Here is a 25,562-nt window from a genome sequence, read left to right as displayed (position 1 = left end):
TGGGGAATCACACAACGAGCAGGCTGGAGGGCCACATGGCATACGCGGACACCCGATTCCTCACCCGACGACGCGCACTTTCGGCGCGGTTGGCGGGCATGCGCATCGATGAGATGCTGGTGACCAACCTCATCCACGTCCGTTACCTCTCCGGGTTCTCCGGCTCCCAGGGCGCGCTCGTCCTGTCGAAGGACCTCACCGCCGAGGTCGCCACCGACGGCCGCTACAGCACCCAGATCACCGAAGAGGTCCCGGACATCCCGGTGGTCATCGAACGGCAGTCGGCACTCGCCCTGCTGCGCCGCATCGAGGGACCGCGCCGCGTGGGCTTCGAGGCCGACCACGTCACCGTCGCCCAGCTCGAACGCCTGCAGGAGGCCTGCAACGAGGACGTCACCCTCGTGCCCGTCAGCGGCGCCATCGAAGATCTGCGCCTGACCAAGGACAACACTGAGCGCATCCGCCTGGCGGAGGTCGCGGAACTGGCTTCCACGGCCTTCGAGGAACTGCTCGCCGCCGGGGAACTGGCGGTCGGCCGCAGCGAGCGTGAGATCGCGGCCGACCTCGAGTACCGCATGCGCCGCCTGGGGGCGGAGCGCCCCAGCTTCGACACCATCGTCGCCTCCGGACCCAATTCCGCGAAGCCGCACCACACTGCCGGCGACCGTATCATCCACCGCGGGGACATCGTCCTCATCGACTTCGGCGCGCACGCCCGCGGCTTCAACTCGGACATGACCCGGACCGTCGCCATGGGTGAGGCCGATGACTTCACCCGGGAGATATACGACATTGTCCTGCGTGCCCAGCTCGCCGGCATCGAGGCCGCCACCCCGGGCCGGCACCTCGTCGACGTCGACGCCGCCGCCCGCTCCGTCATCGAGGAGGCCGGTTACGGGGAGTTCTTCGTCCACTCCACCGGCCACGGTGTCGGACTGGAGCTCCACGAGCGTCCCGCGGCCTCCCAGATTGCGGAGGGAACCCTGGAGGAGCACATGTCGCTGACCATCGAACCGGGCATCTACGTGCCGGGACGGGGCGGGGTCCGGATCGAGGACACGGTGCTGATCACGCAGGGCCCGGCCCGCATCATCACGCCTGCCGGTAAGGAACTGCGCGTGGTGTAGTCTGGTTAGGTCTAATATCCAGGACCACCCACAACGAGGGAGAGACTTCGTGGCTTCTACCGCCGATTTCAAGAACGGCCTTGTGCTCAAGGTTGATGGCAAGCTGCAGCAGATCGTCGAGTTCCAGCATGTCAAGCCGGGCAAGGGCCCCGCCTTCGTCCGCACCAAGCTCAAGGACGTCCTCAGCGGCAAGCTCGTGGACAAGACCTGGAACGCCGGCGTGAAGGTGGAGACCGCCACCGTCGACCGCCGTGACATGACCTACCTGTACAACGACGGCACCTCCTACGTCGTCATGGACGAGAAGACCTACGAGCAGTACGAACTCTCCGAGGACAAGTTCGGCGACGCCGCCCGCTTCCTCAAGGAGAACATGCACATCCAGGTCTCCTTCCACGAGGGCGAGGCCCTCTTCGGAGAGCTGCCCGTCTCCGTCGACCTGGAGATCACCCACACCGAGCCGGGCCTGCAGGGCGACCGCTCCACCGGTGGTTCCAAGCCCGCCACCGTCGAGACCGGCGCTGAGATCCAGGTTCCGCTGTTCCTGGAGACCGGCAACGTGGTCAAGGTGGACACCCGCACCGGCGAGTACCTCTCCCGCGTCACCAACTAGGACCCAGCACACGTGACCGACACACCTGAGGAGACCAACTGGCGCCGTCACGGCGCCCGTTACCGTGCGCGCCGCCGCGCCGTTGACATCCTGTTCGAGGCGGAGGCACGCGACATCGATCCCGTCGCCGTCGTCGAGGACCGGGTCGTACTCTCCCGCGACCCCGATAATTCCGTGGCCCCCGTCGCCGACTACACCCGGCAGATCATCAACGGCGCCGCAGAACAGCTCGACATCATTGACGAGACCATCGAGCGCTACCTCGCCGAGACCTGGGAACTGAACCGGTTGCCCGCCGTCGACCGTGCCATCCTGCGCGTCGGCGTGTGGGAGATCCTGTTCAACCCCGAGGTCGACGGCCCCGTCGCCGTCGTCGAGGGCGTGGAGTTGGCCAGCCAGTACGGCAACGACGTCGCCGCTCCCTACATCCACGCCGTGCTTGACGACGTCGTGCAGGCCGGCGCCGACGACAACCCCTTCGTGGAGCCGGTCTCGGATGCGGACTCGGACCCGCAGTTCACCCCGCACGAGCCGGGCCTCGACGCGGAACCCCGCCACGCCAGTGCGGCGGACCCGGGCCCCGGGCCGGTGCGCAAGCACGATCACCCCGACGTGTAGGACCCCTCTTTCACTACCATCGGGGACATGGACAAGTTCACGATGGAAGAGGCCCTGTCCCACCGGGTCGGCCCCGATTTCCGGATCGCTGACGTCGATCCCACGTCGACCCCCGGTTTCGAGTGGGACAAGGAGGACTGGGAACGCGAGTTCCACGAGCATGACGAGGAACTCGATGAACTCCAGGAGAAACTGTTCGCCAACGGCCGGGCGGAGGTGCCGGGAACCGGTGGCCTCCTGCTGGTGCTGCAGGGCATGGACACCTCCGGCAAGGGTGGCGTGGTCCGCCACGTGTTCCGTGCCTTCGATCCGCAGTCGCTGAAGATCTCGACCTTCGGCCCGCCCACCGCGGAGGAACGCCGACATGATTTCCTGTGGCGGGTGCGCCCCCAGGAACCGGCGGTCGGCCAGATCGCCATCTTCGACCGCTCCCATTACGAGGACGTGCTCGTCCAGCGGGTGCGGAAGATGGCCCCGGAGCCGGAGATCGAACGCCGTTACGGGCGCATCGTCGAATATGAGCAGGAACTGGCGGAACGCAACATCCGCATCATCAAGGTGATGCTGCACATCTCGAAGGATTTCCAGAAGGAGAACCTCATCGAGCGGCTCGAGGAGCCCGCCAAGCACTGGAAGTACAACCCGGGGGATCTCGACGACCGTGAGCTGTGGGACGAGTACATGGAGGCCTACGAGATCGCCCTGCGGCGCACCTCCACCGACGCCGCCCCCTGGTACTGCATCCCGGGTGACCGGAAGAAATACGCCCGCATGGCGGTGAAGTACCTGGTGCTCGACGCGCTGCGTTCGATGGACCTGGAGTGGCCCGCCGCCGACTTCGACGTCAAGGCCGAACTAGAGCGGGCACGTAAAGCCTGATCAGGCCTGATCGCCCAGTTCCTGCTCCATCTTCGCGCGCAGCTCGGCAAGTTCCCCGGCGGCGGCGGTCATGGCGTCCTGGGTGGCCAGCACGGCGTCGACCGCGGAACGCAGGGAGGCCGACAGCTGATCGTCGTTCATGCCGGCGGCGATGGCGACGTCACGCTCGGTGCGCACGATGAGTTGCTCGGCGCGGTCGACGATGGTGGCGCGTGCCCCGAGACCGACGGAGTTGATCTGGTTCGCGGCGAGGTAGAGCGTCGGGTCGGCATCGTTGAGGGTCTGCTCGGTGACGGTGTCGGCGCGGACGATGAACACGGAGCCGAGCACCGCGAAGGTGACCGGCAGGTCGTTGAGGTTGGCGGTGGCGACATCGTTGTCGCCCATGCGCTCCAGCTCGACGTCGAAGCCCTGCATCGTGTCGATGACGCGGTCGATGCTGACGGTGGACAGTTCGCTGCTACTCATGGTCGTGCTCCTCCCAGGTGACCAGGTCGGGGAACTGACCCTCGACCCACTCGAAGGCGCGCAGAACGCCGTCGAGGCTGGACATGACGAATGCGCCGATCTGGTTGCGGCTCAGGCCGTGCTCCACGTTGATCTGGCGCAGGGCGCTGATGGTCAGGTGCCCCTCGCCGACGGAGTTCTCGAAGAACCGCAGGGTGGGCATGTACTGGGTCTGGTTCCACTCGTTGACCACGCCGAGGACGCGCGGGGCCTCGGTGGTGGGCACCTCGCCGCGCCACATGGAGTCGCAGATGAGGTGGTCGTTGTCGATGCTCAGGGCGATGGCGGCGTTGATGAAACCGGTGCGCACGACGGTGGCCGGTTCATCGCCGGAGCCCACGGGAGCGGATTCGAGGCGGTGCTGCAGTCCCTCGGCGTCCAGCAGCTCTGCGATTCGCTGCGGGGTGGCCGGGGACACAGCAGTGTCTGGGATGGGGGATCGGGGTGCTGTCGTCACCCGTCCCACCCTAGCTGCCCGGGTTCCTCCTCCGTGTCAGCCGCCTCCAGCTCGGGGGAGCGGTCGTAGAGTGCCTCGCCGCCGAGTTCGTGGGCGAGTGCGCGGTCGAGGGTGGGGTGGCGGAAGGTGTGCGCGGCGTCGATGAGCAGCTGCGGTGAGACGCGCTGGTTGGCCAGGGCGAGCTCCTGCGCGCCCTCGCGGCCGAGGATCAGCGCCGGGCCGATCGACGGGATGGGGATGAAGGCGGGGCGGCGCACCTCCTTGGACAGGGCGGCGGTGAAGTCGCGGTTGAGTGCCTCGGTGGGGGAGACGGCGTTGACGGGCCCCGACCAGGCGGGGTCGAGGACACCGCGGGTGACGATGTCGGTGGCGTCGTCCAATGAGATCCAGGGGAACCAGAAATTGCCGTCGCCGAAGTTGCCGCCCAGGCCGGTCGAGAACAGTGCCTTGAGCACGGGCAGCATGCCGGAACGCCCCGACAGGACAGTGCCGAAGCGCACGAGCAGCACCCGCTTGCCGGCCTGGCGGGCCGGATCGGTGGCGGCCTCCCAGTCAGTGACCACGTCGGCGAGGAAGCCTTCGCCGCGCTCGGAGGCCTCGGTGAGAACCTCATCGCCCCGGTCGGGGCCGTAGATGCCGACCGCGGAGGCGGAGACCATCGCCTGGACCGAATCCGAGTCGGCGACCAGCTGCGCGAGACGTTCGGTGGGGGCGACGCGGGAATCGCGCACGGCCTGCTTGTGGCTGCCGTTGAACCGGCCGTAGATGGGCTCACCCGCCAGGTGGACGAGGACGTCGACACCCTCGAGCAGATCCTCGGCCGGGTGCCAGGGCTCCCAGAGGCGCTGGCCCTCCTTCGGGTTCTTCCGCACCAGCTGGATCACCTTGTGCCCGGCGGTGCTCAGCTGGGCGGTCAGCGCCCGGCCGACCAGGCCGCGGGAACCGGTGACCGCCACCGTCAGCGGTTCGGCCGGTTGCAGATGGGCGATACGTCCGAGGAAGGCGATGTCGTTGATCAGCTGCTGCTGGCGGTAGGCGAAGAAGGGGGTCAGCGCGGAGCCGGGCAGTCGGGTGGTGATCGTGTCGGTGATCAGCGTGCCCTCGGGGTGGTCGGCGAACTCGTGGACGTGGCGCCAGTTCGCCAGGACCTTGATGGGGGCGTTGATGCACACGTCGGTGAAGCGGTGGCCGCGGCGGTAATTGGACAGGTCGTGGCGCGAGACCCACTTCAGGCCGGCGGGCAGGCCGAGGACGGTCGTGCCGTCGGAGAGTTTCTCCGCCTGCCGGATCGGTGTGAAGGGCAGGAACGGGGGTGTCAGGCGGGCGAGCGCACCCTGCCGGGTGTGCCAGTCCCACACCTGCTCACGCGGTGCCGGTACGACGTGACTTGTGGTCAGGCTCACGGGCTTTGTCCCTCTCATCATCGGGGTGCGCACCCCTGGGGTGGCGGGTGCTACTATCAGCACCAGTCTTCAAGCATAGACACCATCAGGGCACTGCTCGTCTTTGTCCGACATCCTTTAAAGACCGCACAGAGAGGCGGGGAAGGAGGTCCCGATGAGTGAACGCATGGACGCTGCGACGACCGTGGAGCTGCTCGGCTCCGACGACGTCGCGCGCACTGTCGCACGCATCGCGCACCAGATCATCGAGAAAACGGCACTGGATTCACCGGACGCCGGAACAGTCATGCTGCTGGGCATCCCGTCGGGGGGAGTGCCCCTGGCCGAGCGCCTGGCAGCCAAGATCGGGGAGTTCGCGGGCGTGACGGTTCCCGTCGGCGCCCTCGACATCACCCTCTACCGGGACGACCTGCGCAATAAGCCGCACCGCGCGCTCCAGCCCACCACCATCCCGGCCGGCGGCATCGACGGCACGACGGTCATCCTCGTCGATGACGTGCTCTTCTCCGGCCGCACCATCCGCGCCGCCCTCGACGCGCTGCGCGACATCGGCCGCCCCGAGAACATCCAGCTGGCCGTCCTGGTCGACCGTGGCCACCGGCAGCTGCCCATCCGCGCCGATTACGTGGGCAAGAACCTGCCCACCTCCCGCAGCGAGGGTGTGGACGTGCTCCTCGAGGCGATCGACGGGCGGGACGCCGTCATCCTCACCCGAACAGACAACCGGGAGAACGACTGATGAAGCACCTGCTGTCCATCACTGATCTGGACCGCGACGAGATCCTGGGACTCATGGACGAGGCCGATCGCTTCCGCGAGGCGCTCGAGGGCCGGGAGATCAAGAAACTGCCGACCCTGCGCGGCCGCACCATCTACTCACTGTTCTACGAGAACTCCACCCGCACCCGGTCCTCCTTCGAGACCGCCGGCAAGTGGATGAGCGCCGACGTGATCAACCTCTCGGCCTCGACCTCCTCGGTGAAGAAGGGCGAGTCCCTCAAGGACACCGCCCTGACCCTGGCCGCCGTGGGCGCGGACGCCATCATCATGCGCCACCCCTCCTCGGGTGCCGCGCAGCTGGTCGCCGACTGGGTGGCACCGGACGGAGTCGGCCCCTCGGTGATCAACGCCGGCGACGGCTTCCACCAGCACCCGACCCAGGCACTGCTGGACGCGGTGACCATGCGCCAGCGCATCGGCGAAGTCGAGGGCCGCAAGGTCCTCATCGTCGGTGACATCCTGCACTCACGGGTAGTGCGCTCCAACGTGGACCTGCTGTCCACCCTCGGTGCCGAGGTCGTGCTCGTCGCCCCGCAGACCCTCCTGCCCACGGGTGTGGAGCACTGGCCGGTACGGGTGGCCGATGATTTCGACGCCGAGATCCCGGACGCCGACGTCGTCATGATGCTGCGCGTGCAGGCCGAGCGCATGCTGGGCGGTTTCTTCCCCTCCCACCGCGAGTACGCCACCTTCTACGGCTTGTCGAAGGCGCGTGCCGCGAAGATGAAGGAGGGGGCGATCATCATGCACCCCGGCCCGATGCTGCGCGGCATGGAGATCAACCACGCCGTCGCCGACTACAGCAACGCGGCCGTCCTCCAGCAGGTCAACAACGGTGTCCACCTGCGCATGGCCGTCCTGTTCACCCTGCTCGCCGCCGACGGCGCGCCCGGAATCTAGGAGTTTTCATGACCATCCCTGACTACCCCGCCACGGGTCCGCTGGCCGCCGCTGAGGCAGGCACGCTCAAGCTTGTCGACGTCCGCCCCTACGGCGAGGGCGAGCCCGTCACCGTCCTCATCGAGGACGGCGTCATCACCGACCTCGACGCCGACCGTGACGCAGAGGCCGACCGCACCGTCGACGGCGGCGGCAACGTCCTGCTTCCGGGCCTGGTGGACATCCACGTCCACCTGCGCGAGCCGGGCCGCGAGGACACCGAGACCATCATCACCGGTTCCCAGGCCGCCGCCAAGGGCGGGTTCACCGCCGTGTTCACCATGGCCAACACCAACCCCGTCACCGACCAGCCGGTCATCGCCGAGTCCGTGTGGCTCAAGGGCCAGCACGCCGCGATCTGCGATGTGCACCCGGTCGGTTCCATCACCAAGGGCCTGGAGGGGAAGGAGCTCACCGAGTTCGGCATGATGGCCACCTCCCAGGCGAAGGTGCGGATGTTCTCCGACGACGGCAAGTGTGTCGCCAACCCGCAGCTGATGCGCCGGGCCCTGGAGTACGCCAAGGGACAGGGGGTGCTGCTGTCCCAGCACGCCGAGGAGCCCCGCCTGACCGAGGGTGCGGTCGCCCACGAGGGTGAGACCGCCGCGAAGCTCGGCCTGCGCGGCTGGCCGCGCGCCGCCGAGGAGTCCATCGTGGCCCGTGACGCGCTGCTGGCCCGGGACTACGGCAACCGCATCCACGTCTGCCACGCCTCCACCACCGGCACCGTGGAGCTGCTCAAGTGGGCCAAGGGCCAGGACATCCCCATGTCCGCCGAGGTCACCCCGCACCACTTGCTGCTCACCGACGAGAAGCTCAACACCTACGACGGCAATTTCCGGGTCAACCCGCCGCTGCGCGAGGAGCACGACACCCTCGCGCTGCGGGAGGCGCTGCTGGACGGGACCATCGACTGCGTGGCCACCGACCATGCCCCGCACGGCTCCGAGGACAAGTGCGTGGAGTTCGAGCACGCCAAGCCCGGCATGCTGGGTCTGGAGACCTCGCTGGCTGTGATCGCGGAGCTTTTCGTCGCCACCGGGAAGGCCGACTGGCGCTGGGTGGCGAAGGTGATGAGCGAGCGTCCGGCGGAGATTGTGCAGCTGCCGGGCCACGGCCGTCCCATCGCGGTCGGTGAGCCGGCGAACCTGGCCATCGTCGATCCGGGCAGCGCCTGGGTCGCCCGTGGTGAGGAGATGGCCTCCAAGGCGGAGAACACCCCCTATGAAGGGATGGAGTTCTCCGCGAAGGTGACCACCACCGTACTGCGCGGCCGCCTGACCTGCGTCGACGGCGTGCCCGCCGAGGCCGCGACAGCGACGCGTGACTGAATAAGATACATTTGATTGAATAACATGCAAAGTAACCCCGACCCTTCCGCGAAAGGTGACGCCTTGACGCCCTCCACCACCAACCGCATCCCCGCCGTGCTCGTCCTCGGCGACGGCCGCACCTTCCGGGGCTTCAGCTTCGGTGCCGCCGGCAGGACCCTCGGCGAGGCGGTGTTCACCACCGCCATGACCGGCTACCAGGAGACACTGACCGACCCCTCCTACCACCGCCAGATCGTCGTGGCCACCGCCCCGCAGATCGGCAACACCGGCTGGAACGACGAGGACAACGAGTCCCGCGACGGCCGCATCTGGGCCGCCGGCCTGGTCATCCGCGACCTGGCCCACAGGGTGTCCAACTGGCGTGCCGGGCGCAGCCTGCCCGAGGAGATGGAGACCCAGGGCCTGGTGGGCATCCGCGGCGTCGACACGCGCGCCATCGTCCGCCACCTGCGCGACAACGGCGCACAGCCCGCCGGTATCTTCACCGGCGATGACGCGCTGCGCCCCGTCGAGGAGCTCGTCGCCGAGGTCAACGCCCAGCCGGCCATGGCCGGAGCCGACCTCACCTCCCAGGTCACCACCCCCGAGGTCTACGAGATCCCGGCCGAGGGGGAGACGAAGTACACCGTCGTCGCCTACGACCTGGGCATCAAGTCCGCCACCCCGGCGCAGTTCGCCGCCCGCGGCATCCGCACCGTCGTCGTGCCCGCCGACACCCCCTTCGAGGAGCTGGCGCAGTACAGCCCGGACGGGATCTTCCTGTCCAACGGCCCCGGTGACCCGGCCGCGGCCGACGACATCGTCGCCACCACCCGCAAGATCATCGAGGCCGGTATCCCGCTGTTCGGCATCTGCTTCGGCAACCAGATCCTCGGCCGCGCCCTCGGCCTGGACACCTACAAGCTGAAGTTCGGCCACCGCGGCATCAACGTGCCCGTCCAGAACATCGTCACCGGCAAGATCGACATCACCTCCCAGAACCACGGCTTCGCCCTCGAGGCGCCGGCGGGGGAGAGCTTCGACACCGACTTCGGCCCGGCACGGGTCACCCACGTCTGCCTCAACGACCAGACGGTCGAGGGGGTTGCCCTGGCCAACGGCCGTGCCTTCTCCGTCCAGTACCACCCGGAGTCCGCCGCCGGACCCCGTGACGCCAACCCGCTCTTCGACCAGTTCACCGGTCTGATGGGCGGCACCGCGGGCGTCGAGAAGTAAAGCACCAGGAAGGAAAAGAAGGAAAACACATGCCCAAGCGCACCGACCTCAAGCACGTCCTGGTCATCGGCTCCGGACCCATCGTCATCGGACAGGCCTGCGAATTCGACTACTCCGGCACCCAGGCCTGCCGTGTCCTCAAGGAGGAGGGCCTGCGGGTCACTCTCATCAACTCCAACCCGGCCACCATCATGACCGACCCGGAGTTCGCCGACCACACCTACGTCGAGCCGATCGAGCCCGAGTACATCGAGAAGATCTTCGAGAAGGAGATCGAGCAGGGACACCCGATCGACGCCGTCCTGGCGACCCTGGGTGGTCAGACCGCACTCAATGCCGCCATCCAGCTGGACCGCCGCGGCATCCTGGAGAAGTACGGCGTCGAGCTCATCGGCGCCGATATCCCCGCCATCCAGCGCGGCGAGGACCGCCAGATGTTCAAGGACATCGTCGCCTCCGTCGGCGGTGAATCCGCCCGTTCGCGCGTGTGCCACAGCATGGACGAGGTCTATGAGACCGTCGCTGAGCTGGGCCTGCCGGTCGTCGTCCGTCCCTCCTTCACCATGGGTGGCCTGGGCTCCGGTATGGCGTACAACGACGCTGACCTCAAGCGCATCGCCGGCGACGGCCTGGCCGCGTCGCCTGAGGCCAACGTCCTCATCGAGGAGTCCATCCTCGGCTGGAAGGAATTCGAGCTCGAGCTCATGCGCGACTCGGACGACAACGTCGTGGCCATCGCCTCCATCGAGAACGTCGACGCCATGGGCGTGCACACCGGTGACTCGGTCACCGTCGCCCCGGCACTGACCCTGACCGACCGCGAATACCAGGAGCTGCGTGACCTGGGCATCGCCATCATCCGCGCCGTCGGCGTGGACACCGGCGGCTGCAACATCCAGTTCGCCATCAACCCGGCCGACGGTCGCGTCATCGTCATCGAGATGAACCCGCGCGTCTCGCGTTCCTCCGCGCTGGCCTCGAAGGCCACCGGTTTCCCCATCGCGAAGCTGGCCGCCAAGCTGGCCATCGGCTACACCCTCGACGAGGTCACCAACGACATCACCGGTGTCACCCCGGCGGCCTTCGAACCGACCCTGGACTACGTCATCGTCAAGGCCCCGCGGTTCGCCTTCGAGAAGTTCCCGGGCGCCGAGGACACCCTGACCACCACCATGAAGTCCGTCGGTGAGGCCATGGGTATCGGCCGCAACTACATCAGCGGCCTGAACAAGGTCATGCGTTCCCTGGAGCAGAAGCAGTCCGGCTTCTGGACCACCTCCGACGAGTCCTTCGCCGGCGAGCGCGCCACCGACCTCGCCGCCGTGCTCGAGGATCTCAAGCGCCCGACCGACGGCCGCCTCTACGACATGGAACTCGCCCTGCGCCTCGGCGCCAGCGTCGATGAGCTCCACGAGGCCTCCTCCGTCGACCCGTGGTTCCTCGCAGAGCTCAAGGCCCTCGTCGACTTCCGCCAGGTGCTTATCGACGCCCCCGTGCTCGACGCCGATCTCCTCCGCGAGGCCAAGTTCTTCGGCCTCTCCGACGCCCAGATCGCGGCCCTGCGGCCCGAGCTCGCCGGCGAGGACGGCGTGCGCCGCCTCCGCTGGTCCCTGGGTATCCGCCCGGTGTTCAAGACCGTGGACACCTGCGCCGCCGAATTCGAGGCCCAGACCCCGTACCACTACTCAGCCTATGAGCTGGACCCCTCCGCCGAATCCGAGGTCGAGCCGCAGACGGAGAAGGAGAAGGTCATCATCCTCGGCTCCGGCCCGAACCGCATCGGCCAGGGCATCGAGTTCGACTACTCCTGCGTCCACGCAGCCCTGGAGCTCTCCCGCATCGGCTACGAGACCGTCATGGTCAACTGCAACCCGGAGACCGTCTCCACCGACTACGACACCGCGGACCGCCTCTACTTCGAGCCCCTGACCTTCGAGGACTTCATGGAGGTCTACCACGCGGAGACGCAGTCCGGCACCGTCGCCGGCGTCATCGTCCAGCTCGGCGGCCAGACCCCGCTGGGCCTGGCACAGAAGCTCGCCGATGCAGGCGTCCCGGTCGTCGGCACCACCCCGGAGGCCATCGACCTGGCCGAGGACCGCGGCGAATTCGGTGAGGTGCTGCGCATCGCGGACCTGCCGGCCCCGGCCTTCGGCACCGCCACCTCCTTCCCGGAGGCCCGCGAGGTCGCCGACGAGATCGGTTACCCGGTCCTGGTCCGTCCCTCCTACGTGCTGGGCGGCCGCGGCATGGAGATCGTCTACGACGAGGCTTCCCTGTCCGACTACATCGAGCGCGCCACCGAGCTGTCCCCGGACCACCCGGTCCTGGTCGACCGTTTCCTGGACTCCGCCATCGAGATCGACGTCGACGCCCTGTGCGACGGGGAGGACGTCTATCTCGCCGGCGTCATGGAGCACATCGAGGAGGCCGGCATCCACTCCGGTGACTCCGCCTGCGCACTGCCGCCCATGACCCTGGGTGCGGAGGACATCGAGAAGGTCCGCGAATCCACGAAGGCACTGGCTCACGGCATCGGAGTCAAGGGCCTGATGAACGTCCAGTTCGCCCTCAAGGACGACATCCTCTACGTCATCGAGGCCAACCCGCGTGCCTCCCGCACCGTGCCGTTCGTGTCCAAGGCCACCGGTGTCCACCTGGCCAAGGCCGCCTCCCGCATCATGATGGGTGCGACCCTGGCCGAGCTGAAGGCCGAGGGCATGATCCCCACCGACTACGACGGTGGCTCCCTCCCGCTGGACCACCCGATCGCCGTGAAGGAGGCCGTGCTGCCCTTCAACCGCTTCCGCCGCGAGGACGGCACCATGCTCGACACGCTGCTCAGCCCGGAGATGAAGTCCACCGGCGAGGTCATGGGCCTGGCCGACAACTTCGGCGCCGCCTACGCCAAGGCCGAGGCCGCCGCCTTCGGCGCCCTGCCGACCGGGGGCCGGATCTTCGTGTCCGTGGCCAACCGCGACAAGCGCACCCTGATCCTGCCGATCCAGCGCCTGTCCTCCCTCGGCTTCACCCTGCTGGCCACCGCCGGCACCGCCTCCATGCTGCGCCGCAACGGCATCGAGTGCGAGACCGTGCTCAAGGCCTCCGACGTGCGTGGCGGGGCCGGGGGCCAGTCCATCGTGGACCTGATCCTCAACGGGGAGATCAACCTCATCCTCAACACCCCGGCCGGTTCCGCGGGTGCCCGCCACGACGGTTACGACATCCGTGGCGCCGCTGTCAGCGCCGGTGTTCCGCTGGTGACCACCGTCCAGGGCATCACTGCGGCGGTCCAGGGCATCGAGGCGCTGCGCAACGATGAGCTCAGCGTCCTCGCGCTGCAGGAACTCGACCACACGGCGGGACGGTAGCGGTGACCTTCGGTTCCCGGCTGCTCGACGCCGCCGCCACCCGCGGACGCCTGTGCGTCGGCATCGACCCCCACGCCGCCCTGCTGGCGGCCTGGGGGCTGGCTGATGACGTCGCCGGCCTCGCCGAGTTCAGCCGCCGCTGCGTCGAGGCCTTCGCCGACACCGCGGCGCTGGTCAAGCCCCAGGTGGCCTTCTACGAGCGCCACGGCTCCGCCGGTTTCCGCGTCCTGGAGGACACCCTGGCCGCCCTGCGCGAGGCGGGCTGTCTGACGGTCGCGGACGCCAAGCGCGGCGACATCGGCTCCACCATGGCCGGTTACGCCGATGCCTGGCTGGGGGAGGACTCCCCGCTGCGTGCCGACGCCGTCACCGTCTCCCCCTACCTGGGTGTCGGGGCACTGGCCCCGGTGCTCGACCTGGCGGAGGAGACCGGCCGTGGTGTCTTCGTGCTCGCGGCGACCTCCAACCCGGAGGCCGTCGTGCTGCAGAACCACCGCGGCGCAGACGGTCGGACCATCGCCCAGCAGGTGGTGGACGAGTGCGCCCGCCGCAATGCGGTCCACGACGGCCCGGGCAACATCGGTGTCGTCGTCGGCGCCACCCTGGCGCAGGCACCCGACCTCTCGCAGCTCAACGGCCCTGTCCTCATGCCCGGCGTGGGCGCGCAGGGTGGGTCGGCGGAGGATGTCGCACGGATTGCGGCGGGTGTCGGGAAGCTCGCGTTCCCCAACATCTCGCGGGCTGTTCTCGGGGCCGGCCCTGCCGTGGAGGCCCTGCGTGCGGCCACGGTCGAGGCTGCCAGTGAATTCCCAGGTCAACAGAATTGAGTCCCGCGGGACCCGACCTGGTACTTTAGGAAACGCAACCCGTTGACGTGCTGGAACACGGCACATCGACCGGGGCGCACCCTGGCCGGTGCTAAACTGGTCCGGAGTCAGTGAGTTGCACGCGTGGCATTTGCGCGGAGGCCACTGAGATCTGGTACTCATGTACCCGAACAACCGACACATTCACTTTCGAATCGGAGGAATCCCGTGGCCCTTCCCCAGTTGACTGACGAGCAGCGTAAGCAGGCTCTCGCCAAGGCCGCTGAGGCCCGTAAGGCCCGTGCTGAGCTCAAGGAGAAGCTCAAGCGCGGCGAAACCAACCTCAAGGAGGTTCTGGACCAGGCCCAGAGCAACGAGATCATCGGCAAGACCAAGGTCTCCGCCCTGCTCGAGGCTCTCCCGAAGGTGGGCAAGGTCAAGGCCAAGGAAATCATGGAGCAGCTGGAGATCGCCCAGACCCGCCGTCTGCGCGGTCTCGGCGACCGCCAGCGTCGTGCCCTGCTGGAGCGCTTCGGCTTCTCCGAGGACTAGGGGATGTCCGGCGATAACCTAGCGAGTCGGCTGGTTGTTCTGGCCGGCCCCTCCGCGGTGGGGAAGTCCACCGTGGTTCATCGCCTGCGCAGTGACGTTGACCGTCTGTACTTCAGTGTGTCGATGACCACCCGGGCCCCACGGCCCGGGGAGGTTGACGGCGTCGACTACTTCTTCGTCACCCCGGATCAGTTCCAGGAGAACATCGACCGCGGTCTGATGCTCGAATGGGCCGATATCCACGGTGGCATCCAGCGTTCCGGCACCCCGGCCGCCCCGGTGCAGGAGGCCCTCTCGGAGGGTCGCCCCGTGCTGATCGAGGTCGACATGGAGGGTGCCCGCAACGTCAAGTCGATGATGCCGGAGGCGGAGACCGTCTTCCTGGCACCGCCGTCCTGGGAAGTGCTCGTCGAGCGCCTCACCGGCCGTGGAACCGAGCCGGAGGACGTCATCACCCGCCGCCTGGAGACCGCCCGCGAGGAGCTGACCTGCCAGGACTGGTTCGACCACGTGGTGGTCAACGATCAGGTGGATGACGCCGTTTCGGCCATCAGTGGTATCCTGCAGGGCAGACTTACGCGCTGACCTGTCCCGTTCGCGGGAAAGCGCAGGTAACGAATAATTTCAATCAGAAAAAGGTGTACGTGACCAACGTGAACAACGAGACGTCCCACTCCACCGCCGTCTACGATCCGCCGGAGGGCATCACCTCCCCGCCGATCGATGGACTGCTGGAGAAGGTGTCCTCCAAGTATGCGCTGGTGATCTTCGCGGCCAAGCGTGCCCGCCAGATCAACAGCTACTACCAGCAGCACGACGAGGGCGTCTTCGAGTTCGTCGGCCCGCTGGTGACCCCGGAGCCCGGCGAGAAGCCGCTGTCCATCGCCCTGCGCGAGATCGACGCCGGCCTGCTGGAGCACGAGGAAGGCAACTAGCCCACTCCGCTGCGAGCGCCCCCTGACATGTGTCAGGGGGCGCTTCGTCGATTCGACGTCGGTAGAGTCGGGAGAGTACCTGAAGTATTCCTAGGGATCCGTGGGGAGCAACTGCATGACCGATCAGCACCGGCCACGCCGCATAGTCGTGGGAGTCTCCGGGGGCATCGCCGCCTACAAGGCCTGCCACCTGGTGAGGGACCTGAAGGAGGCGGGTGATGATGTCCGGGTGGTGCCCACCCCGAGTGCCCTCAACTTCGTCGGTGCAGCGACCTTCGAGGCACTGAGCGGGCATCCGGTGTCCACGACCGTCTTCGACGCCGTCGACGAGGTCCAGCACGTGCGCGTCGGCCAGGAGGCCGATGCGGTGGTCATCGCACCGGCGACCGCCGACCTCCTCGCCCGGCTGGTGGCGGGCCGGGCCGATGACCTGCTCACCGCGACGGTGCTGGTGGCCACCTGCCCGGTCATCGTCGTACCGGCGATGCACACGGAGATGTGGTGGAACGCGGCGACGCAGTCGAACGTCGCGACCCTGCGGGAACGCGGTGTCATCGTCCTCGAGCCCGCCCACGGGCGGCTCACCGGCAAGGACACCGGCCCGGGGCGCCTCCCGGAGCCCGACCAGATCGCGGATCTGGTGCGTGCGGTCCTCGACGGCGCGAACCTGCGCCCCGACTGGCGGGGCCGGAAGGTGCTCATCACCGCCGGCGGCACGCAGGAGAACCTGGACCCGGTGCGTTTCCTGGGTAACCGTTCCTCCGGGCGGCAGGGTTTCGCCCTGGCGGAGATCGCCGCCCACCGGGGCGCGCAGGTGACCATCGTCGCCGGCGACACCGACCAGCTGCCGACCCCCTCGGGGGCGGTCATCGAGAAGGTGGGCAGTGCGCGGGAGATGGCTGCGGTCGTCGAGAAGCATGCGCCGGAGGCGGACGTGATCATCATGGCTGCGGCGGTGGCGGATTTCCGGCCCGTGACCGAGGCCGGGGCGAAGATGAAGAAGGGCGGCGACGACGAGGCGCTGCGCACGGTGGAACTCGTGGAGAACCCCGACATCCTGGCGACCACGGTCCAGCGGCGCAGCGATGGTGGGGTGCCCGCCGCCGCCACCATCGTCGGTTTCGCGGCAGAAACCGGTGACGAGACAACCTCGGCACTGGATTTCGCCCGCGCCAAGCTGGAGCGCAAGGGCTGTGACCTGCTGATGTGCAATGAGGTGGGGGAGGGGAAGGTCTTCGGCGAGGCGCGTAACCGGGGCTGGCTGCTCACGGCGGACGGAGCGGTGCGGGAGGTGGCCGACGGGTCCAAGCATGCGGTGGCGGCGCAGATCCTCGAGGCGGTGGACACCCTGCGGGGATGAGACCAATTGACTGGTTTAGACAGCTTGGTCTATATTGGGCGGGGCGCTTTCGAGTGCCTCGCCTAGTCTTCTATCTGTCTTTCGAAAAGGACCACCCACGTGTCAGACAACCCCGCCACCACCACCGTGGCCTTCGACAAGCCCGCACCGATCCGTCTGTTCACCAGCGAATCGGTGACCGAGGGGCACCCTGACAAGATCTGCGACGCCATCTCCGACGCCATCCTCGACGCCATGCTGCGTGAGGACCCGCACTCGCGCGTCGCCGTGGAGACCCTCGTGACCACCGGGCAGGTCCACGTGGTCGGCGAGGTCACCACCGAGTCCTACGTGGATATCGCGAACCTGGTACGTAAGACGCTGGTGGACATCGGCTTCACCTCCTCCGACGTCGGTTTCGACGGCCGGACCTGCGGCGTCAACATCGCCATCGGCGAGCAGTCGAAGGAGATCGGCGACGGTGTCACCCGTTCCCACGAGGCGCGTTCCGGTGCGGAGGTCGAGGACGATGACCGGGCCGGTGCCGGCGACCAGGGGCTGATGTTCGGTTACGCCACCAACGAGACCCCGGAGTTCATGCCGCTGCCCATCGCCCTGGCGCACCGGCTGTCCCGCCGCCTGACCCAGGTACGCAAGGAGGGCATCGTGCCCGACCTGCGCCCCGACGGCAAGACCCAGGTCACCTTCGCCTACGACGAGAATGACCGGCCCGTCCGCCTGGACACCGTGGTCATCTCCACCCAGCACGCCCCGGAGGCGACCCAGGAGTGGCTCGCCGCGCAGCTGCGTGAACACGTCCTCGACTGGGTCCTCGCTGACGCGAACCTGGAGCACATGGTCGACGAGGAACTGGCCCTGTTGGTCAACCCCTCCGGTTCCTTCATCCTCGGCGGCCCCATGGGCGATGCCGGCCTGACCGGCCGCAAGATCATCGTGGACACCTACGGTGGCATGGCCCGCCACGGCGGCGGCGCCTTCTCCGGCAAGGACCCGAGCAAGGTCGACCGCTCCGCCGCCTACGCCATGCGCTGGGTGGCCAAGAACATTGTCGCCGCTGAGCTGGCTGAGCGCGTCGAGGTCCAGGTCGCCTACGCCATCGGCCGCGCCGCCCCGGTCGGTCTCTACGTGGAGACCTTCGGCACCGCCGCCGAGGGCCTGAACGACGAGGACATCCAGGGTGCGGTGGAGAAGGTCTTCGACCTCCGGCCGGCCGCCATCATCCGCGAGCTGGAGCTGCTGGCACCGATCTACAGCCAGACCGCCGCCTACGGCCACTTCGGCCGCCTCGACCTGGATCTGCCGTGGGAGCACACCAACCGGGTGTCCGAGCTCAAGGCGGCCCTGGGCCGCTAGAGTGGTTGTCCATGGCCACACCCCGCGTCCCCGCAGCACACAGGTCGGTGGCGCGGGTTCTGCCCCTCCTGGGCCTGGCGCACCTGGACCGGCTCTTCGACTACCGCATCGCGGCTGAGGACGACGAGACCGCCCAGCCCGGCGTGCGCGTGCGCATCCGCTTTGCCGGCCGCCTGGTCGACGCCATCTTGCTGGAACGCGCCACCGCATCCGAGCACGAGGGCACGCTGCGCTACATCGAGCGGGTCATCTCAGCCGACGTCGTCTACCCGCACCGCACAGCCGCGCTTATCGACGCCCTCTGCGACCGCTACGCCGGCATCCGCTCCGACCTCATCCGCTCAGCCGTCCCCTCCCGGCACGCCCGCGCCGAGGAGACGGACACCTCCGCGCCCTGGCCCGAACTGGGGCCGGTGACCGAACCGGACCTGTCGTCCTGGTCCGCGTACCAGTACGGCGAGTCCTTCGTCGACGCCGTGCTGGCCGGACAGACGGCCCGGGCGGCCTGGCAGATCGCCCCCGGCGACGACTGGGCCGAGGCGCTGGCCGCCCTGGCGGTCAAGGTGGTCAAGGACGGCGGGGGAGCGCTGCTGGTGGTGCCGGACCAGCGCGACGTCGACAGGCTCGAGGCCGCCCTGCGGGAGCTGGTCTCCGCGAAGCAGGTGACCACGCTGACCGCCGGCCTGGGTCCGCAGGCCCGCTACCGACGTTTTCTCGCGGTGCTGCACGGGCAGGCCCGCCTGGTGGTGGGCACCCGCTCCGCGGCCTTCGCGCCCGTGCAGGACCTGCGCCTGGCGGTCATCCTCCACGACGGCGACGAGAACCTCGTCGACCCCCGCGCCCCCTACGTCCACGCCCGGGAGGTGCTGACCACCCGCAGTGCGCTCGAAGGCTGCTCGCTCATCCTCGGCGGCCATTCCCGCACCGCCGAAGCGCAGCTGCTCGTGCAGTCGGGCTGGGCCCACGACCTGGTGGCACCGCGGGAAGTGATCCGGCAGCGCTCACCCCTGATCCGCGCGGCAGCCGACACCGAATTCGAACTGGTCCGCGACCCGTTGGCGGCGAGCGCCCGCCTGCCGAAGCAGGCCTTCGAGGCCCTGCGCGGGGCGTTGGACCGGGGTGAGCCGGCGCTCATCCAGGTGCCCCGCAAGGGCTACGTCCCGACCCTGGCCTGCGGCTCCTGCCGCGCCCCCGCCCGCTGCCGCCAGTGCAACGGGCCGCTGGGGCTGCCCACCGGCTCCGGGCAGCAGGGCGGGGTACCCACCTGCCGCTGGTGCGGACGCCCCGACGCCCGCCACCGCTGCGGCGAGTGCGGTTCCGTCCGTCTGCGCGCGGTGGTGCTGGGCGCAGACCGCACCGCCGAGGAACTGGGCCGGGCCTTCCCCTCGACCCGGGTGATCACCTCCGGCGGCAACAAGGTGGTGCCCGAGGTGTCATCCGGGCCGGCGCTGGTGGTGGCGACCCCGGGCGCGGAGCCCTTCGTGACGGAGGGCGCCTATGGTGCCGCGCTGCTGCTGGACACGTGGGCGCTGCTCGGCCGCCAGGACCTGCGCGCCACCGAGGACGCGCTGTCCCGCTGGGCGGCCGCCGTCTCCCTCGTGGCACCGGCGTGGAGGGGCGGGGAAGTGGTCATCGTCGCTGATCCCGGCCTGGCGGTGGTGCAGTCGCTGATCCGGTGGGACATGGTCGGGGCCGCCGTCCGCGAGCTCGCGCAGCGTCACGACGTCCGCTTCCCCCCGGCCGTGCACATGGCCGCCGTCGACGGCGCCAACGCCGCCCTGGACACCTTCCTGGAGATTCTCCAGCTCCCCGAGCACGCTGAGGTGCTCGGCCCGGTGGACCTCCCGCCCGGGGTGCACCTGCCCGGAGAATACGACGAGGAACGCTTCGGACCCGCGCAGCGCATCCTGCTCCGGACGCCGTTGGGCCCACGGTCGGTGCTGGGCAGGGCGCTGAAGGCGGCCGCGGTGGCCAAGGCCGGGCGCAAGGACGACCTGCCGCTGCGCATCCAGGTGGATCCGATCCACATCGGATAGTGGTGGGCACCGGAAGCTCAGGAGCGGGGGAAGGCCCGCAGCAGGACCGGTCGGGCGGGGGTGGATCCGACCGGGTACCAACCCAGGAAAAGCAGCACCAGCAGGAGGACGTCGACGACGTCACCGCCGTAGTACATCAGCTGGGCACCCAGTTGAGCGTCACCGGCCGCCACCCCGTGGGGAGGATGAGCATACAGCCACTTGCCCAGGATGGAGTGCGCCGCGATGAACACCACCAGCACGCCGGCCCGCATTCTCAGCGAGGCCCGGTGTGCCAGCGGGTCAGGGCTGATGATGGAGGCGGTGAACACGACCCCGACGACCAACACGTGGACGTGGATCAGGGCATGGATCCACACCGAGGAGTGCATCAGGTGGAACAGATCGGTGGTGTAGAGCAGCCACAGGCCCCCGGCATTGAACAGCGCGGCGACCACCGGGTGGGACACCACCCGTACAGGTCGGCTGCGCAGCACCCGGGAAAGCCGGCGGGCCCCCGCCACCGGCAGGGTGCGCAGAGCGAGGCTGATGGGCGCGGCGAGCACCAGCAGCAGCGGGCCGATCATCCCCAGCAGGAGATGGCCGGCCATGTGCGCGGTGAAACCTGTGCGGGCAGCCTGGCCCAGGGGACCCACCAGGGCCACGGCAACGCCGGCCAGGCCCGTCAACCACAATGCGCTACGCCACCAGGGCCAGCCGCCGCGGGTGCGCCGCACCCCGATCCCGTACGCGGAGGCGGATGCCAGAAGCAGCAGGAGACACACCAGGTCGAACAGCAGCCAGGAGTCGCCGGGACTGCCGGTCACATCGCCGTGGTGCACGACCGCTCACCTCTGTGGTGCGACGGTGTCCCGGGTCCACCACAGGACGGCCAGACCGGCCAACAGGACCACCACCGCCGAACCGATCCACACCAGGTCATAGACGAACAGGTCCACCCCGTAGCGGATCTGGTGGATCCCCAGGATCTTGTGGTTGACCACGCCGTCGAAGAGCTGGAAGAATCCCACACCCATCAGGACGGCACCGGTCCAGTGCCCCCACCGCACCGGGCCCCGGCGGCGGGTGTCCACCAGCAGGAACAGGCCCCACACGGTGATCAGCCAGGTGAAGGCATGGAAGAAACCGTCGGAGGTCAGCGCCACCCGGGTGGTCGACAGATCGTAGAAATGGTGCCACTGCAGACCCAGGTGAAAGATGAACAGGTCAATCACCGATCCGGCGATGCCGCAGCCGAACAGGACTCCCGAGAGCACCAGGTGGCGGTCTGGGCGGGGCGGGGAAGCGGTGGACGGCATGGCGGGCAACTCCTCGGCGGGGTGCTGACTGGGTTCCATGCTAATCGACAGCTGGGGTTGCCGTGGACTGCCGGGTCTGGCCGAGCTCCACGCCGCCTCCGCCTGAAACCGGTGAATTCTGCCTGCAGCAGGGGAGACGTAGACTGTCTACACCACAGACATCAGCGTTAAGGAGCCCGCGCAACCCATGACTATCCGTGACATCCGCCTGTTCGGTGACCCCGTCCTGACCACCCGGTCCGACGAGGTCACCGAGTTCGACGACGCCCTGCGGGGCATCGTCGACGACATGCTCGAGACGATGGACGACGCCGGGGGAGTCGGCCTGGCAGCCAACCAGATCGGTCTCACCCGGCGGATCTTCGTCTACGACACCACCCACGTCGAGAACGGCCTGCGCGGACACATCATCAACCCCGTCTGGGAGGCCATCGGCGGGGACACCCAGACCGGCGAAGAGGGCTGCCTGTCCATCCCCGACATCTCGGTGGAGACCGAACGGTTCCAGACCGTCCGCGTCTCAGGCCAGGACATCAACGGCAACCCCATCGCCCTGGTCGCCTCCGGCCTGATGGCCCGCTGCATCCAGCACGAGACCGACCACCTGGACGGGGTGCTCTTCCTCAGACGTCTCAGCCCCGAGCACCGCAAGGAAACCATGGCCACCATCCGTACCGCCGACTGGTTCAACTCTTAGAAGGAGCACCCCCACCACATGCGTCTCATCTTCGCCGGCACCCCGGAACCAGCGGTCGTCGCCCTGGAACGGCTGCTGCAGACCGACCACGAGGTCGTCGCTATCCTCACCCGACCCGACGCGCGCCGCGGCCGCGGCCGCACCCTCCATCCCTCCCCGGTGTCCGCCCTCGCGCAGGAACACGGCATCGAGGTGCTGACCCCCACGACACTGAAGGCCGGCACCGGAGACGGCGAGGCCATCCGTGCCCGCCTCACCGAGCTGGCCCCCGAGGCCATCCCGGTCGTCGCCTACGGCAACCTCGTCCCGGAGGACCTGCTCGGTCTGCCGACCCACGGCTGGGTCAACCTCCACTTCTCCCTGCTGCCCGCCTGGCGGGGTGCCGCGCCGGTGCAGGCCGCCATCCGCGCGGGTGACGACATCACCGGCGCCGTGACCTTCCGCATCGAGAAGGGACTGGACACCGGCCCCGTCCTGGGCACCGTCACCGAGACGATCCGGCCCACCGACACCGCCGATGACCTGCTGACCCGCCTCGCCCACTCGGGCAGCGATCTCCTCGCCGCCACCATGGACGGGCTGGCTGCCGGCGCGATCGTGCCGCAGCCGCAGACCGGCGAGCCGACCTACGCCCCGAAGATCACCACCGGGGACGCCCGCGTTGACTGGCACCGTCCCGCCTTCGCCGTCGACCGCCACATCCGGGCCCACACCCCCGGTCCCGGCGCGTGGACCATGCTCGGCGAGGACCGCATCAAGCTCGGCCCGGTCACCCCGGACACCGAGGTCACCGACCTGGTCCCCGGCGAGGTCCGCGTGGACAAAAACACCGTCACCGTCGGCACCGGCAGCGGGGCGGTGACCCTCGGCCAGGCGCAGCCGCCGGGCAAGAAGATGATGAACGCCGCCGACTGGGCCCGCGGCAACGCGGCCCTCCAGGCAGGGGAGCAGGTGAACTTCGCATGAGCGGAGGATTCCGGTCCCGGTCCAGGGGCGGCCAGCCGAAGAAGCAGGACGAGGCCCCGGCGCAGGGCAGGCAGCAGCGTTCGCGGCCACAAGGTGGAAAGCAGGGTGGCCGGCCCCGGCCGAAGCAGGACCGCGCCCCGCGGACCTTCCCCGGCCTGGATGCCCCGCGTCTGCTGGCGCACGAGGTGCTCGGCCGGGTACGTGCGGACGATGCCTACGCCAACCTGATCCTGCCGCGCCTGCTCAGCGAACGGCGGATCGTCGAACGTGACGCCGCCTTCACCACTGAGATCACCTACGGCACGCTGCGCACCATGGGGGTCCTCGATGCCGTGATCGCGGAGAGTTCCACCCGTCCCCTCAACCAGATCGCCCCCGAGGTGCTTGATGCGCTGCGTCTGGGCGCCTACCAGCTGCTGTACACGCGGGTGGAGCCGCACGCGGCCGTCGACACGACCGTGCGCCTGGTGGAGGCGAGCGGCAACGAGAAGGCCAAGGGCTTCGCCAACGCCGTCATGCGCACCATCTCGCGCACACCTGCGGAGAAGTGGATCAGGAAGCTCACCCCTGACGGTGAGATCGCCGCGGTGGCCTTCCGCCACGCCCATCCGACCTGGATCGCGGAGTCCTTCTCCCGGGTGCTGGGGCTGGGGGATCTCGACGCCGCCCTCAGTGCGGACTCCGAGCGTCCTACCGTCCATCTGGTGGCCCGCCCGGGTGAGATCACCGCGGAGGAGCTCGCCCTGATGACGGGTGGTGAGGAGGGGGAGTACTCGCCCTACGCCGTCCACCTCGGTTCCGGTGACCCGGGTGATCTGGAACCGGTCCGGGAGGGCCTGGCGGCCGTGCAGGACGAGGGGTCGCAGCTCATCGCCCGCGCGGTGGTCGAGGCCCCCGTCGAGGGGACGGACACCGGTCGCTGGCTGGACCTGTGTGCCGGACCCGGCGGCAAGGCCGCACTCATGGGTGCGCTGGCGCGTATCGATGCCGCCCACGTCGATGCCGTCGAGGTCTCCCCGCACCGCGCGAAGCTGGTGGAGAAGACCACCCGTGGCCTGCCGGTGACGGTCCATGTCGCCGACGGCCGCGATCCCGGTCTGGAGCCGGGTTATGACCGCGTGCTTGTCGACGCCCCCTGCTCCGGCCTCGGCTCCCTGCGTCGCCGCCCCGAGGCGCGCTGGCGCAAGTCGGAGGATGACATCGCCGAGCTCAGCCCCCTGCAGTACGACCTGCTGTCCTCCGCGCTGAAGCTGGTGCGTCCCGGTGGCGTTGTCGTGTATTCGACGTGCTCACCGGATCTGCGGGAGACCCGCCAGATCGTGAACCGCGCCGTAGCCGAACTGGGCGCGGTCGAGGTGGATGCGCACGAGCTGGTCGCCCCCATGCAGGACGTCGGTTCGGAGAAGAGTGTCCAGATGTGGCCGCACCGCCATGGCACGGACGCGATGTTTTTCGCCGTGCTGCGCCGTGGGGCTTAGTTAGCGCCCCCGGAACCGCGGGGCGCGCTTCTCCGCGCGTGCCCTGCGGGACTCCCCGACATCCTCCGAGTGCCAGGCTGCTGCGGCGGCCTCGTACCGCTCTGCCTCCTCATAGGGGCGGTGGGAGGTACGGGCGAACTCGTGCTTGAGGTGGCGCATTGTCAGCGGGGCCTTCGAGGCGACCAGCTCGGCCAGTGCCATGGCGTCGGCGAATCCGCCCTGGGAGACCGCGAAGCCGGAGGAGACCGCCTGCTCGTGGGACAGGGGCGCGTTGGTGAACAGCATCGTGCGGGCGACCGCGCCGCCGACGAGGTTCTCCAGGGTGGCGATGGTGACCTCGTCCAGTGCGATCGCCACGTCGGCTATGGGGACGCGGAACAGTGCCGTGTCGGAGACCACCCGCAGGTCGGAGGCCATCGCCAGCTGGGTGCCCGCCCCGATCGCCGGGCCGTTGACCCATGCCACCACGGGGATGGGCAGGGTCTGGATGGTGCCCAGCATGTGCAGCAGCCGCGGGTAGAAGCCACCGGCGTAGACGTCGCCGGACAGGTCGGCCCCGGCGGAGAATACCGTGCCCTCGCCGTGGAGGAGGACCACCCGGGCGCCGTCCGCAACCGCGGCGAGCATGGCCTCCTCAATCGCCTCGACCATGGGGATGTTGAGGCTGTTGCGCTTGGCGTGGTTGTTCAGCCTGATCTCCCGGATGAGCACACCCTCCTCCGGCTCGTGGTCGGTGCTGAGGACGAGCGGCTTGTTCTGGGGAGTCACGGCGGGACGGTCCTTCCGGTGCGGAGGTTTCTACGGGCAGTGCCCTGATTCTCACACACCACCGGCTCCG

At 68.8% G+C, this 25,562-nt stretch carries 25 protein-coding genes; 19 read left to right on the top strand and 6 right to left on the bottom strand.

Annotation, left to right across the window (positions count from 1 at the left end):
- Positions 1–35 precede the first annotated feature (35 nt).
- Genes NYP18_RS07920 through NYP18_RS07905 form a run of 4 tightly spaced genes read left to right on the top strand, consistent with a single transcriptional unit; the run spans position 36 to position 3,237 of the window.
- The gene (locus NYP18_RS07920; protein WP_259427631.1) at positions 36–1,127 is read left to right on the top strand and encodes an aminopeptidase P family protein; all 1,092 of its coding nucleotides are present in this window, start codon (positions 36–38) and stop codon (positions 1,125–1,127) included.
- Between the two features lie 49 nt (positions 1,128–1,176).
- A complete protein-coding gene (gene efp, locus NYP18_RS07915) occupies positions 1,177–1,740 on the top strand; it encodes an elongation factor P (RefSeq protein ID WP_259427630.1) in 564 nt (187 codons plus the stop codon).
- A gap of 12 nt (positions 1,741–1,752) precedes the next feature.
- Positions 1,753–2,358, top strand: a complete 606-nt coding sequence (nusB, locus tag NYP18_RS07910; protein WP_259427629.1) for a transcription antitermination factor NusB — start codon at positions 1,753–1,755, stop codon at positions 2,356–2,358.
- 27 nt (positions 2,359–2,385) lie between these two features.
- Positions 2,386–3,237 (top strand): PPK2 family polyphosphate kinase, encoded by an 852-nt coding sequence (locus NYP18_RS07905; RefSeq protein ID WP_259427628.1) that lies wholly within the window; start codon positions 2,386–2,388, stop codon positions 3,235–3,237.
- Here NYP18_RS07905 and NYP18_RS07900 read toward each other — a convergent pair whose 3' ends face one another.
- The 3 genes from NYP18_RS07900 to NYP18_RS07890 are packed head-to-tail and all read right to left on the bottom strand — an operon-like array spanning position 3,238 to position 5,604.
- Positions 3,238–3,705 carry a YbjN domain-containing protein gene (locus tag NYP18_RS07900; RefSeq protein WP_259427627.1) on the bottom strand — a complete coding sequence of 156 codons (468 nt, stop codon included), beginning with the start codon at positions 3,703–3,705 and terminating at the stop codon, positions 3,238–3,240. It abuts the gene before it with no gap.
- Positions 3,698–4,201, bottom strand: a complete 504-nt coding sequence (locus NYP18_RS07895) for a YbjN domain-containing protein (protein ID WP_259427626.1) — start codon at positions 4,199–4,201, stop codon at positions 3,698–3,700. The genes NYP18_RS07900 and NYP18_RS07895 overlap by 8 nt, the downstream gene beginning before the upstream one ends.
- Positions 4,198–5,604, bottom strand: coding sequence for a TIGR01777 family oxidoreductase (locus NYP18_RS07890; RefSeq protein ID WP_259427625.1), 1,407 nt, complete (start codon positions 5,602–5,604; stop codon positions 4,198–4,200). Before NYP18_RS07890 ends, NYP18_RS07895 begins: the two co-directional genes overlap by 4 nt.
- Before the next feature lie 154 nt (positions 5,605–5,758).
- Between NYP18_RS07890 and pyrR the strand changes: the two genes are divergently transcribed.
- The 12 genes from pyrR to NYP18_RS07830 all read left to right on the top strand — a co-directional run bounded on the left by pyrR (position 5,759) and on the right by NYP18_RS07830 (position 20,285).
- The gene (pyrR, locus tag NYP18_RS07885) at positions 5,759–6,343 is read left to right on the top strand and encodes a bifunctional pyr operon transcriptional regulator/uracil phosphoribosyltransferase PyrR (RefSeq protein ID WP_259427624.1); all 585 of its coding nucleotides are present in this window, start codon (positions 5,759–5,761) and stop codon (positions 6,341–6,343) included.
- Positions 6,343–7,284, top strand: coding sequence for an aspartate carbamoyltransferase catalytic subunit (locus NYP18_RS07880; RefSeq protein ID WP_259427623.1), 942 nt, complete (start codon positions 6,343–6,345; stop codon positions 7,282–7,284). The genes pyrR and NYP18_RS07880 overlap by 1 nt, the downstream gene beginning before the upstream one ends.
- Before the next feature lie 8 nt (positions 7,285–7,292).
- Positions 7,293–8,654, top strand: coding sequence for a dihydroorotase (locus tag NYP18_RS07875; protein WP_259427622.1), 1,362 nt, complete (start codon positions 7,293–7,295; stop codon positions 8,652–8,654).
- Between the two features lie 24 nt (positions 8,655–8,678).
- Positions 8,679–9,872, top strand: a complete 1,194-nt coding sequence (carA, locus tag NYP18_RS07870) for a glutamine-hydrolyzing carbamoyl-phosphate synthase small subunit (RefSeq protein WP_439648072.1) — start codon at positions 8,679–8,681, stop codon at positions 9,870–9,872.
- Positions 9,873–9,901: 29 nt separating this feature from the next.
- Positions 9,902–13,243, top strand: coding sequence for a carbamoyl-phosphate synthase large subunit (gene carB, locus NYP18_RS07865; protein ID WP_259427620.1), 3,342 nt, complete (start codon positions 9,902–9,904; stop codon positions 13,241–13,243).
- 2 nt (positions 13,244–13,245) lie between these two features.
- Positions 13,246–14,070, top strand: a complete 825-nt coding sequence (gene pyrF, locus NYP18_RS07860; protein ID WP_259427619.1) for an orotidine-5'-phosphate decarboxylase — start codon at positions 13,246–13,248, stop codon at positions 14,068–14,070.
- A gap of 207 nt (positions 14,071–14,277) precedes the next feature.
- A complete protein-coding gene (mihF, locus tag NYP18_RS07855) occupies positions 14,278–14,601 on the top strand; it encodes an integration host factor, actinobacterial type (protein WP_259427618.1) in 324 nt (107 codons plus the stop codon).
- Positions 14,602–14,604: 3 nt separating this feature from the next.
- Positions 14,605–15,186, top strand: coding sequence for a guanylate kinase (gmk, locus tag NYP18_RS07850; protein WP_259427617.1), 582 nt, complete (start codon positions 14,605–14,607; stop codon positions 15,184–15,186).
- Positions 15,187–15,245: 59 nt separating this feature from the next.
- Positions 15,246–15,536, top strand: a complete 291-nt coding sequence (rpoZ, locus tag NYP18_RS07845; protein WP_259427616.1) for a DNA-directed RNA polymerase subunit omega — start codon at positions 15,246–15,248, stop codon at positions 15,534–15,536.
- A 115-nt stretch (positions 15,537–15,651) separates the two neighbouring features.
- Positions 15,652–16,896: a bifunctional phosphopantothenoylcysteine decarboxylase/phosphopantothenate--cysteine ligase CoaBC gene (coaBC, locus tag NYP18_RS07840; RefSeq protein ID WP_259427615.1), complete on the top strand. Its 1,245-nt coding sequence runs from the start codon at positions 15,652–15,654 to the stop codon at positions 16,894–16,896.
- A gap of 126 nt (positions 16,897–17,022) precedes the next feature.
- Positions 17,023–18,249: a methionine adenosyltransferase gene (gene metK / locus NYP18_RS07835; protein WP_259427660.1), complete on the top strand. Its 1,227-nt coding sequence runs from the start codon at positions 17,023–17,025 to the stop codon at positions 18,247–18,249.
- An 11-nt stretch (positions 18,250–18,260) separates the two neighbouring features.
- Positions 18,261–20,285, top strand: a complete 2,025-nt coding sequence (locus tag NYP18_RS07830) for a primosomal protein N' (RefSeq protein ID WP_259427614.1) — start codon at positions 18,261–18,263, stop codon at positions 20,283–20,285.
- A gap of 17 nt (positions 20,286–20,302) precedes the next feature.
- Here NYP18_RS07830 and NYP18_RS07825 read toward each other — a convergent pair whose 3' ends face one another.
- Positions 20,303–21,106: a cytochrome c oxidase assembly protein gene (locus NYP18_RS07825; protein ID WP_259427613.1), complete on the bottom strand. Its 804-nt coding sequence runs from the start codon at positions 21,104–21,106 to the stop codon at positions 20,303–20,305.
- 6 nt (positions 21,107–21,112) lie between these two features.
- The gene (locus tag NYP18_RS07820; protein ID WP_259427612.1) at positions 21,113–21,583 is read right to left on the bottom strand and encodes a DUF2243 domain-containing protein; all 471 of its coding nucleotides are present in this window, start codon (positions 21,581–21,583) and stop codon (positions 21,113–21,115) included.
- Positions 21,584–21,770: 187 nt separating this feature from the next.
- Between NYP18_RS07820 and def the strand changes: the two genes are divergently transcribed.
- The 3 genes from def to NYP18_RS07805 are packed head-to-tail and all read left to right on the top strand — an operon-like array spanning position 21,771 to position 24,724.
- Positions 21,771–22,280 (top strand): peptide deformylase, encoded by a 510-nt coding sequence (def, locus tag NYP18_RS07815; RefSeq protein ID WP_259427611.1) that lies wholly within the window; start codon positions 21,771–21,773, stop codon positions 22,278–22,280.
- Positions 22,281–22,298: 18 nt separating this feature from the next.
- On the top strand, positions 22,299–23,246 hold the full coding sequence (fmt, locus tag NYP18_RS07810; RefSeq protein WP_259427610.1) for a methionyl-tRNA formyltransferase: 948 nt from the start codon (positions 22,299–22,301) through the stop codon (positions 23,244–23,246).
- Complete coding sequence (locus NYP18_RS07805) at positions 23,243–24,724, top strand: RsmB/NOP family class I SAM-dependent RNA methyltransferase (protein ID WP_259427609.1); 1,482 nt, start codon at positions 23,243–23,245, stop codon at positions 24,722–24,724. The genes fmt and NYP18_RS07805 overlap by 4 nt, the downstream gene beginning before the upstream one ends.
- Here NYP18_RS07805 and NYP18_RS07800 read toward each other — a convergent pair whose 3' ends face one another.
- Positions 24,725–25,492: an enoyl-CoA hydratase gene (locus NYP18_RS07800; protein WP_259427608.1), complete on the bottom strand. Its 768-nt coding sequence runs from the start codon at positions 25,490–25,492 to the stop codon at positions 24,725–24,727. It abuts the gene before it with no gap.
- Between the last annotated feature and the right edge of the window lie 70 nt (positions 25,493–25,562).

This window comes from Corynebacterium lemuris, from assembly GCF_024919295.1.
Classification (GTDB): Bacteria; Actinomycetota; Actinomycetes; order Mycobacteriales; family Mycobacteriaceae; genus Corynebacterium; species Corynebacterium lemuris.
Note: the sequence above shows the minus strand (reverse complement) of the source record. Positions and strands in the feature narration are given on the sequence as shown.

Coding starts and splice junctions, on each gene's coding strand:
- NYP18_RS07920 (WP_259427631.1), top strand. CDS start 36: ATGGCATACGCGGACACCCGATTCCTCACCCGACGACGCGCACTTTCG.
- NYP18_RS07905 (WP_259427628.1), top strand. CDS start 2,386: ATGGACAAGTTCACGATGGAAGAGGCCCTGTCCCACCGGGTCGGCCCC.
- NYP18_RS07900 (WP_259427627.1), bottom strand. CDS start 3,705: ATGAGTAGCAGCGAACTGTCCACCGTCAGCATCGACCGCGTCATCGAC.
- pyrR (WP_259427624.1), top strand. CDS start 5,759: ATGAGTGAACGCATGGACGCTGCGACGACCGTGGAGCTGCTCGGCTCC.
- NYP18_RS07880 (WP_259427623.1), top strand. CDS start 6,343: ATGAAGCACCTGCTGTCCATCACTGATCTGGACCGCGACGAGATCCTG.
- NYP18_RS07875 (WP_259427622.1), top strand. CDS start 7,293: ATGACCATCCCTGACTACCCCGCCACGGGTCCGCTGGCCGCCGCTGAG.
- carA (WP_439648072.1), top strand. CDS start 8,679: ATGCAAAGTAACCCCGACCCTTCCGCGAAAGGTGACGCCTTGACGCCC.
- carB (WP_259427620.1), top strand. CDS start 9,902: ATGCCCAAGCGCACCGACCTCAAGCACGTCCTGGTCATCGGCTCCGGA.
- gmk (WP_259427617.1), top strand. CDS start 14,605: ATGTCCGGCGATAACCTAGCGAGTCGGCTGGTTGTTCTGGCCGGCCCC.
- coaBC (WP_259427615.1), top strand. CDS start 15,652: ATGACCGATCAGCACCGGCCACGCCGCATAGTCGTGGGAGTCTCCGGG.
- NYP18_RS07830 (WP_259427614.1), top strand. CDS start 18,261: ATGGCCACACCCCGCGTCCCCGCAGCACACAGGTCGGTGGCGCGGGTT.
- NYP18_RS07820 (WP_259427612.1), bottom strand. CDS start 21,583: ATGCCGTCCACCGCTTCCCCGCCCCGCCCAGACCGCCACCTGGTGCTC.
- def (WP_259427611.1), top strand. CDS start 21,771: ATGACTATCCGTGACATCCGCCTGTTCGGTGACCCCGTCCTGACCACC.
- fmt (WP_259427610.1), top strand. CDS start 22,299: ATGCGTCTCATCTTCGCCGGCACCCCGGAACCAGCGGTCGTCGCCCTG.
- NYP18_RS07805 (WP_259427609.1), top strand. CDS start 23,243: ATGAGCGGAGGATTCCGGTCCCGGTCCAGGGGCGGCCAGCCGAAGAAG.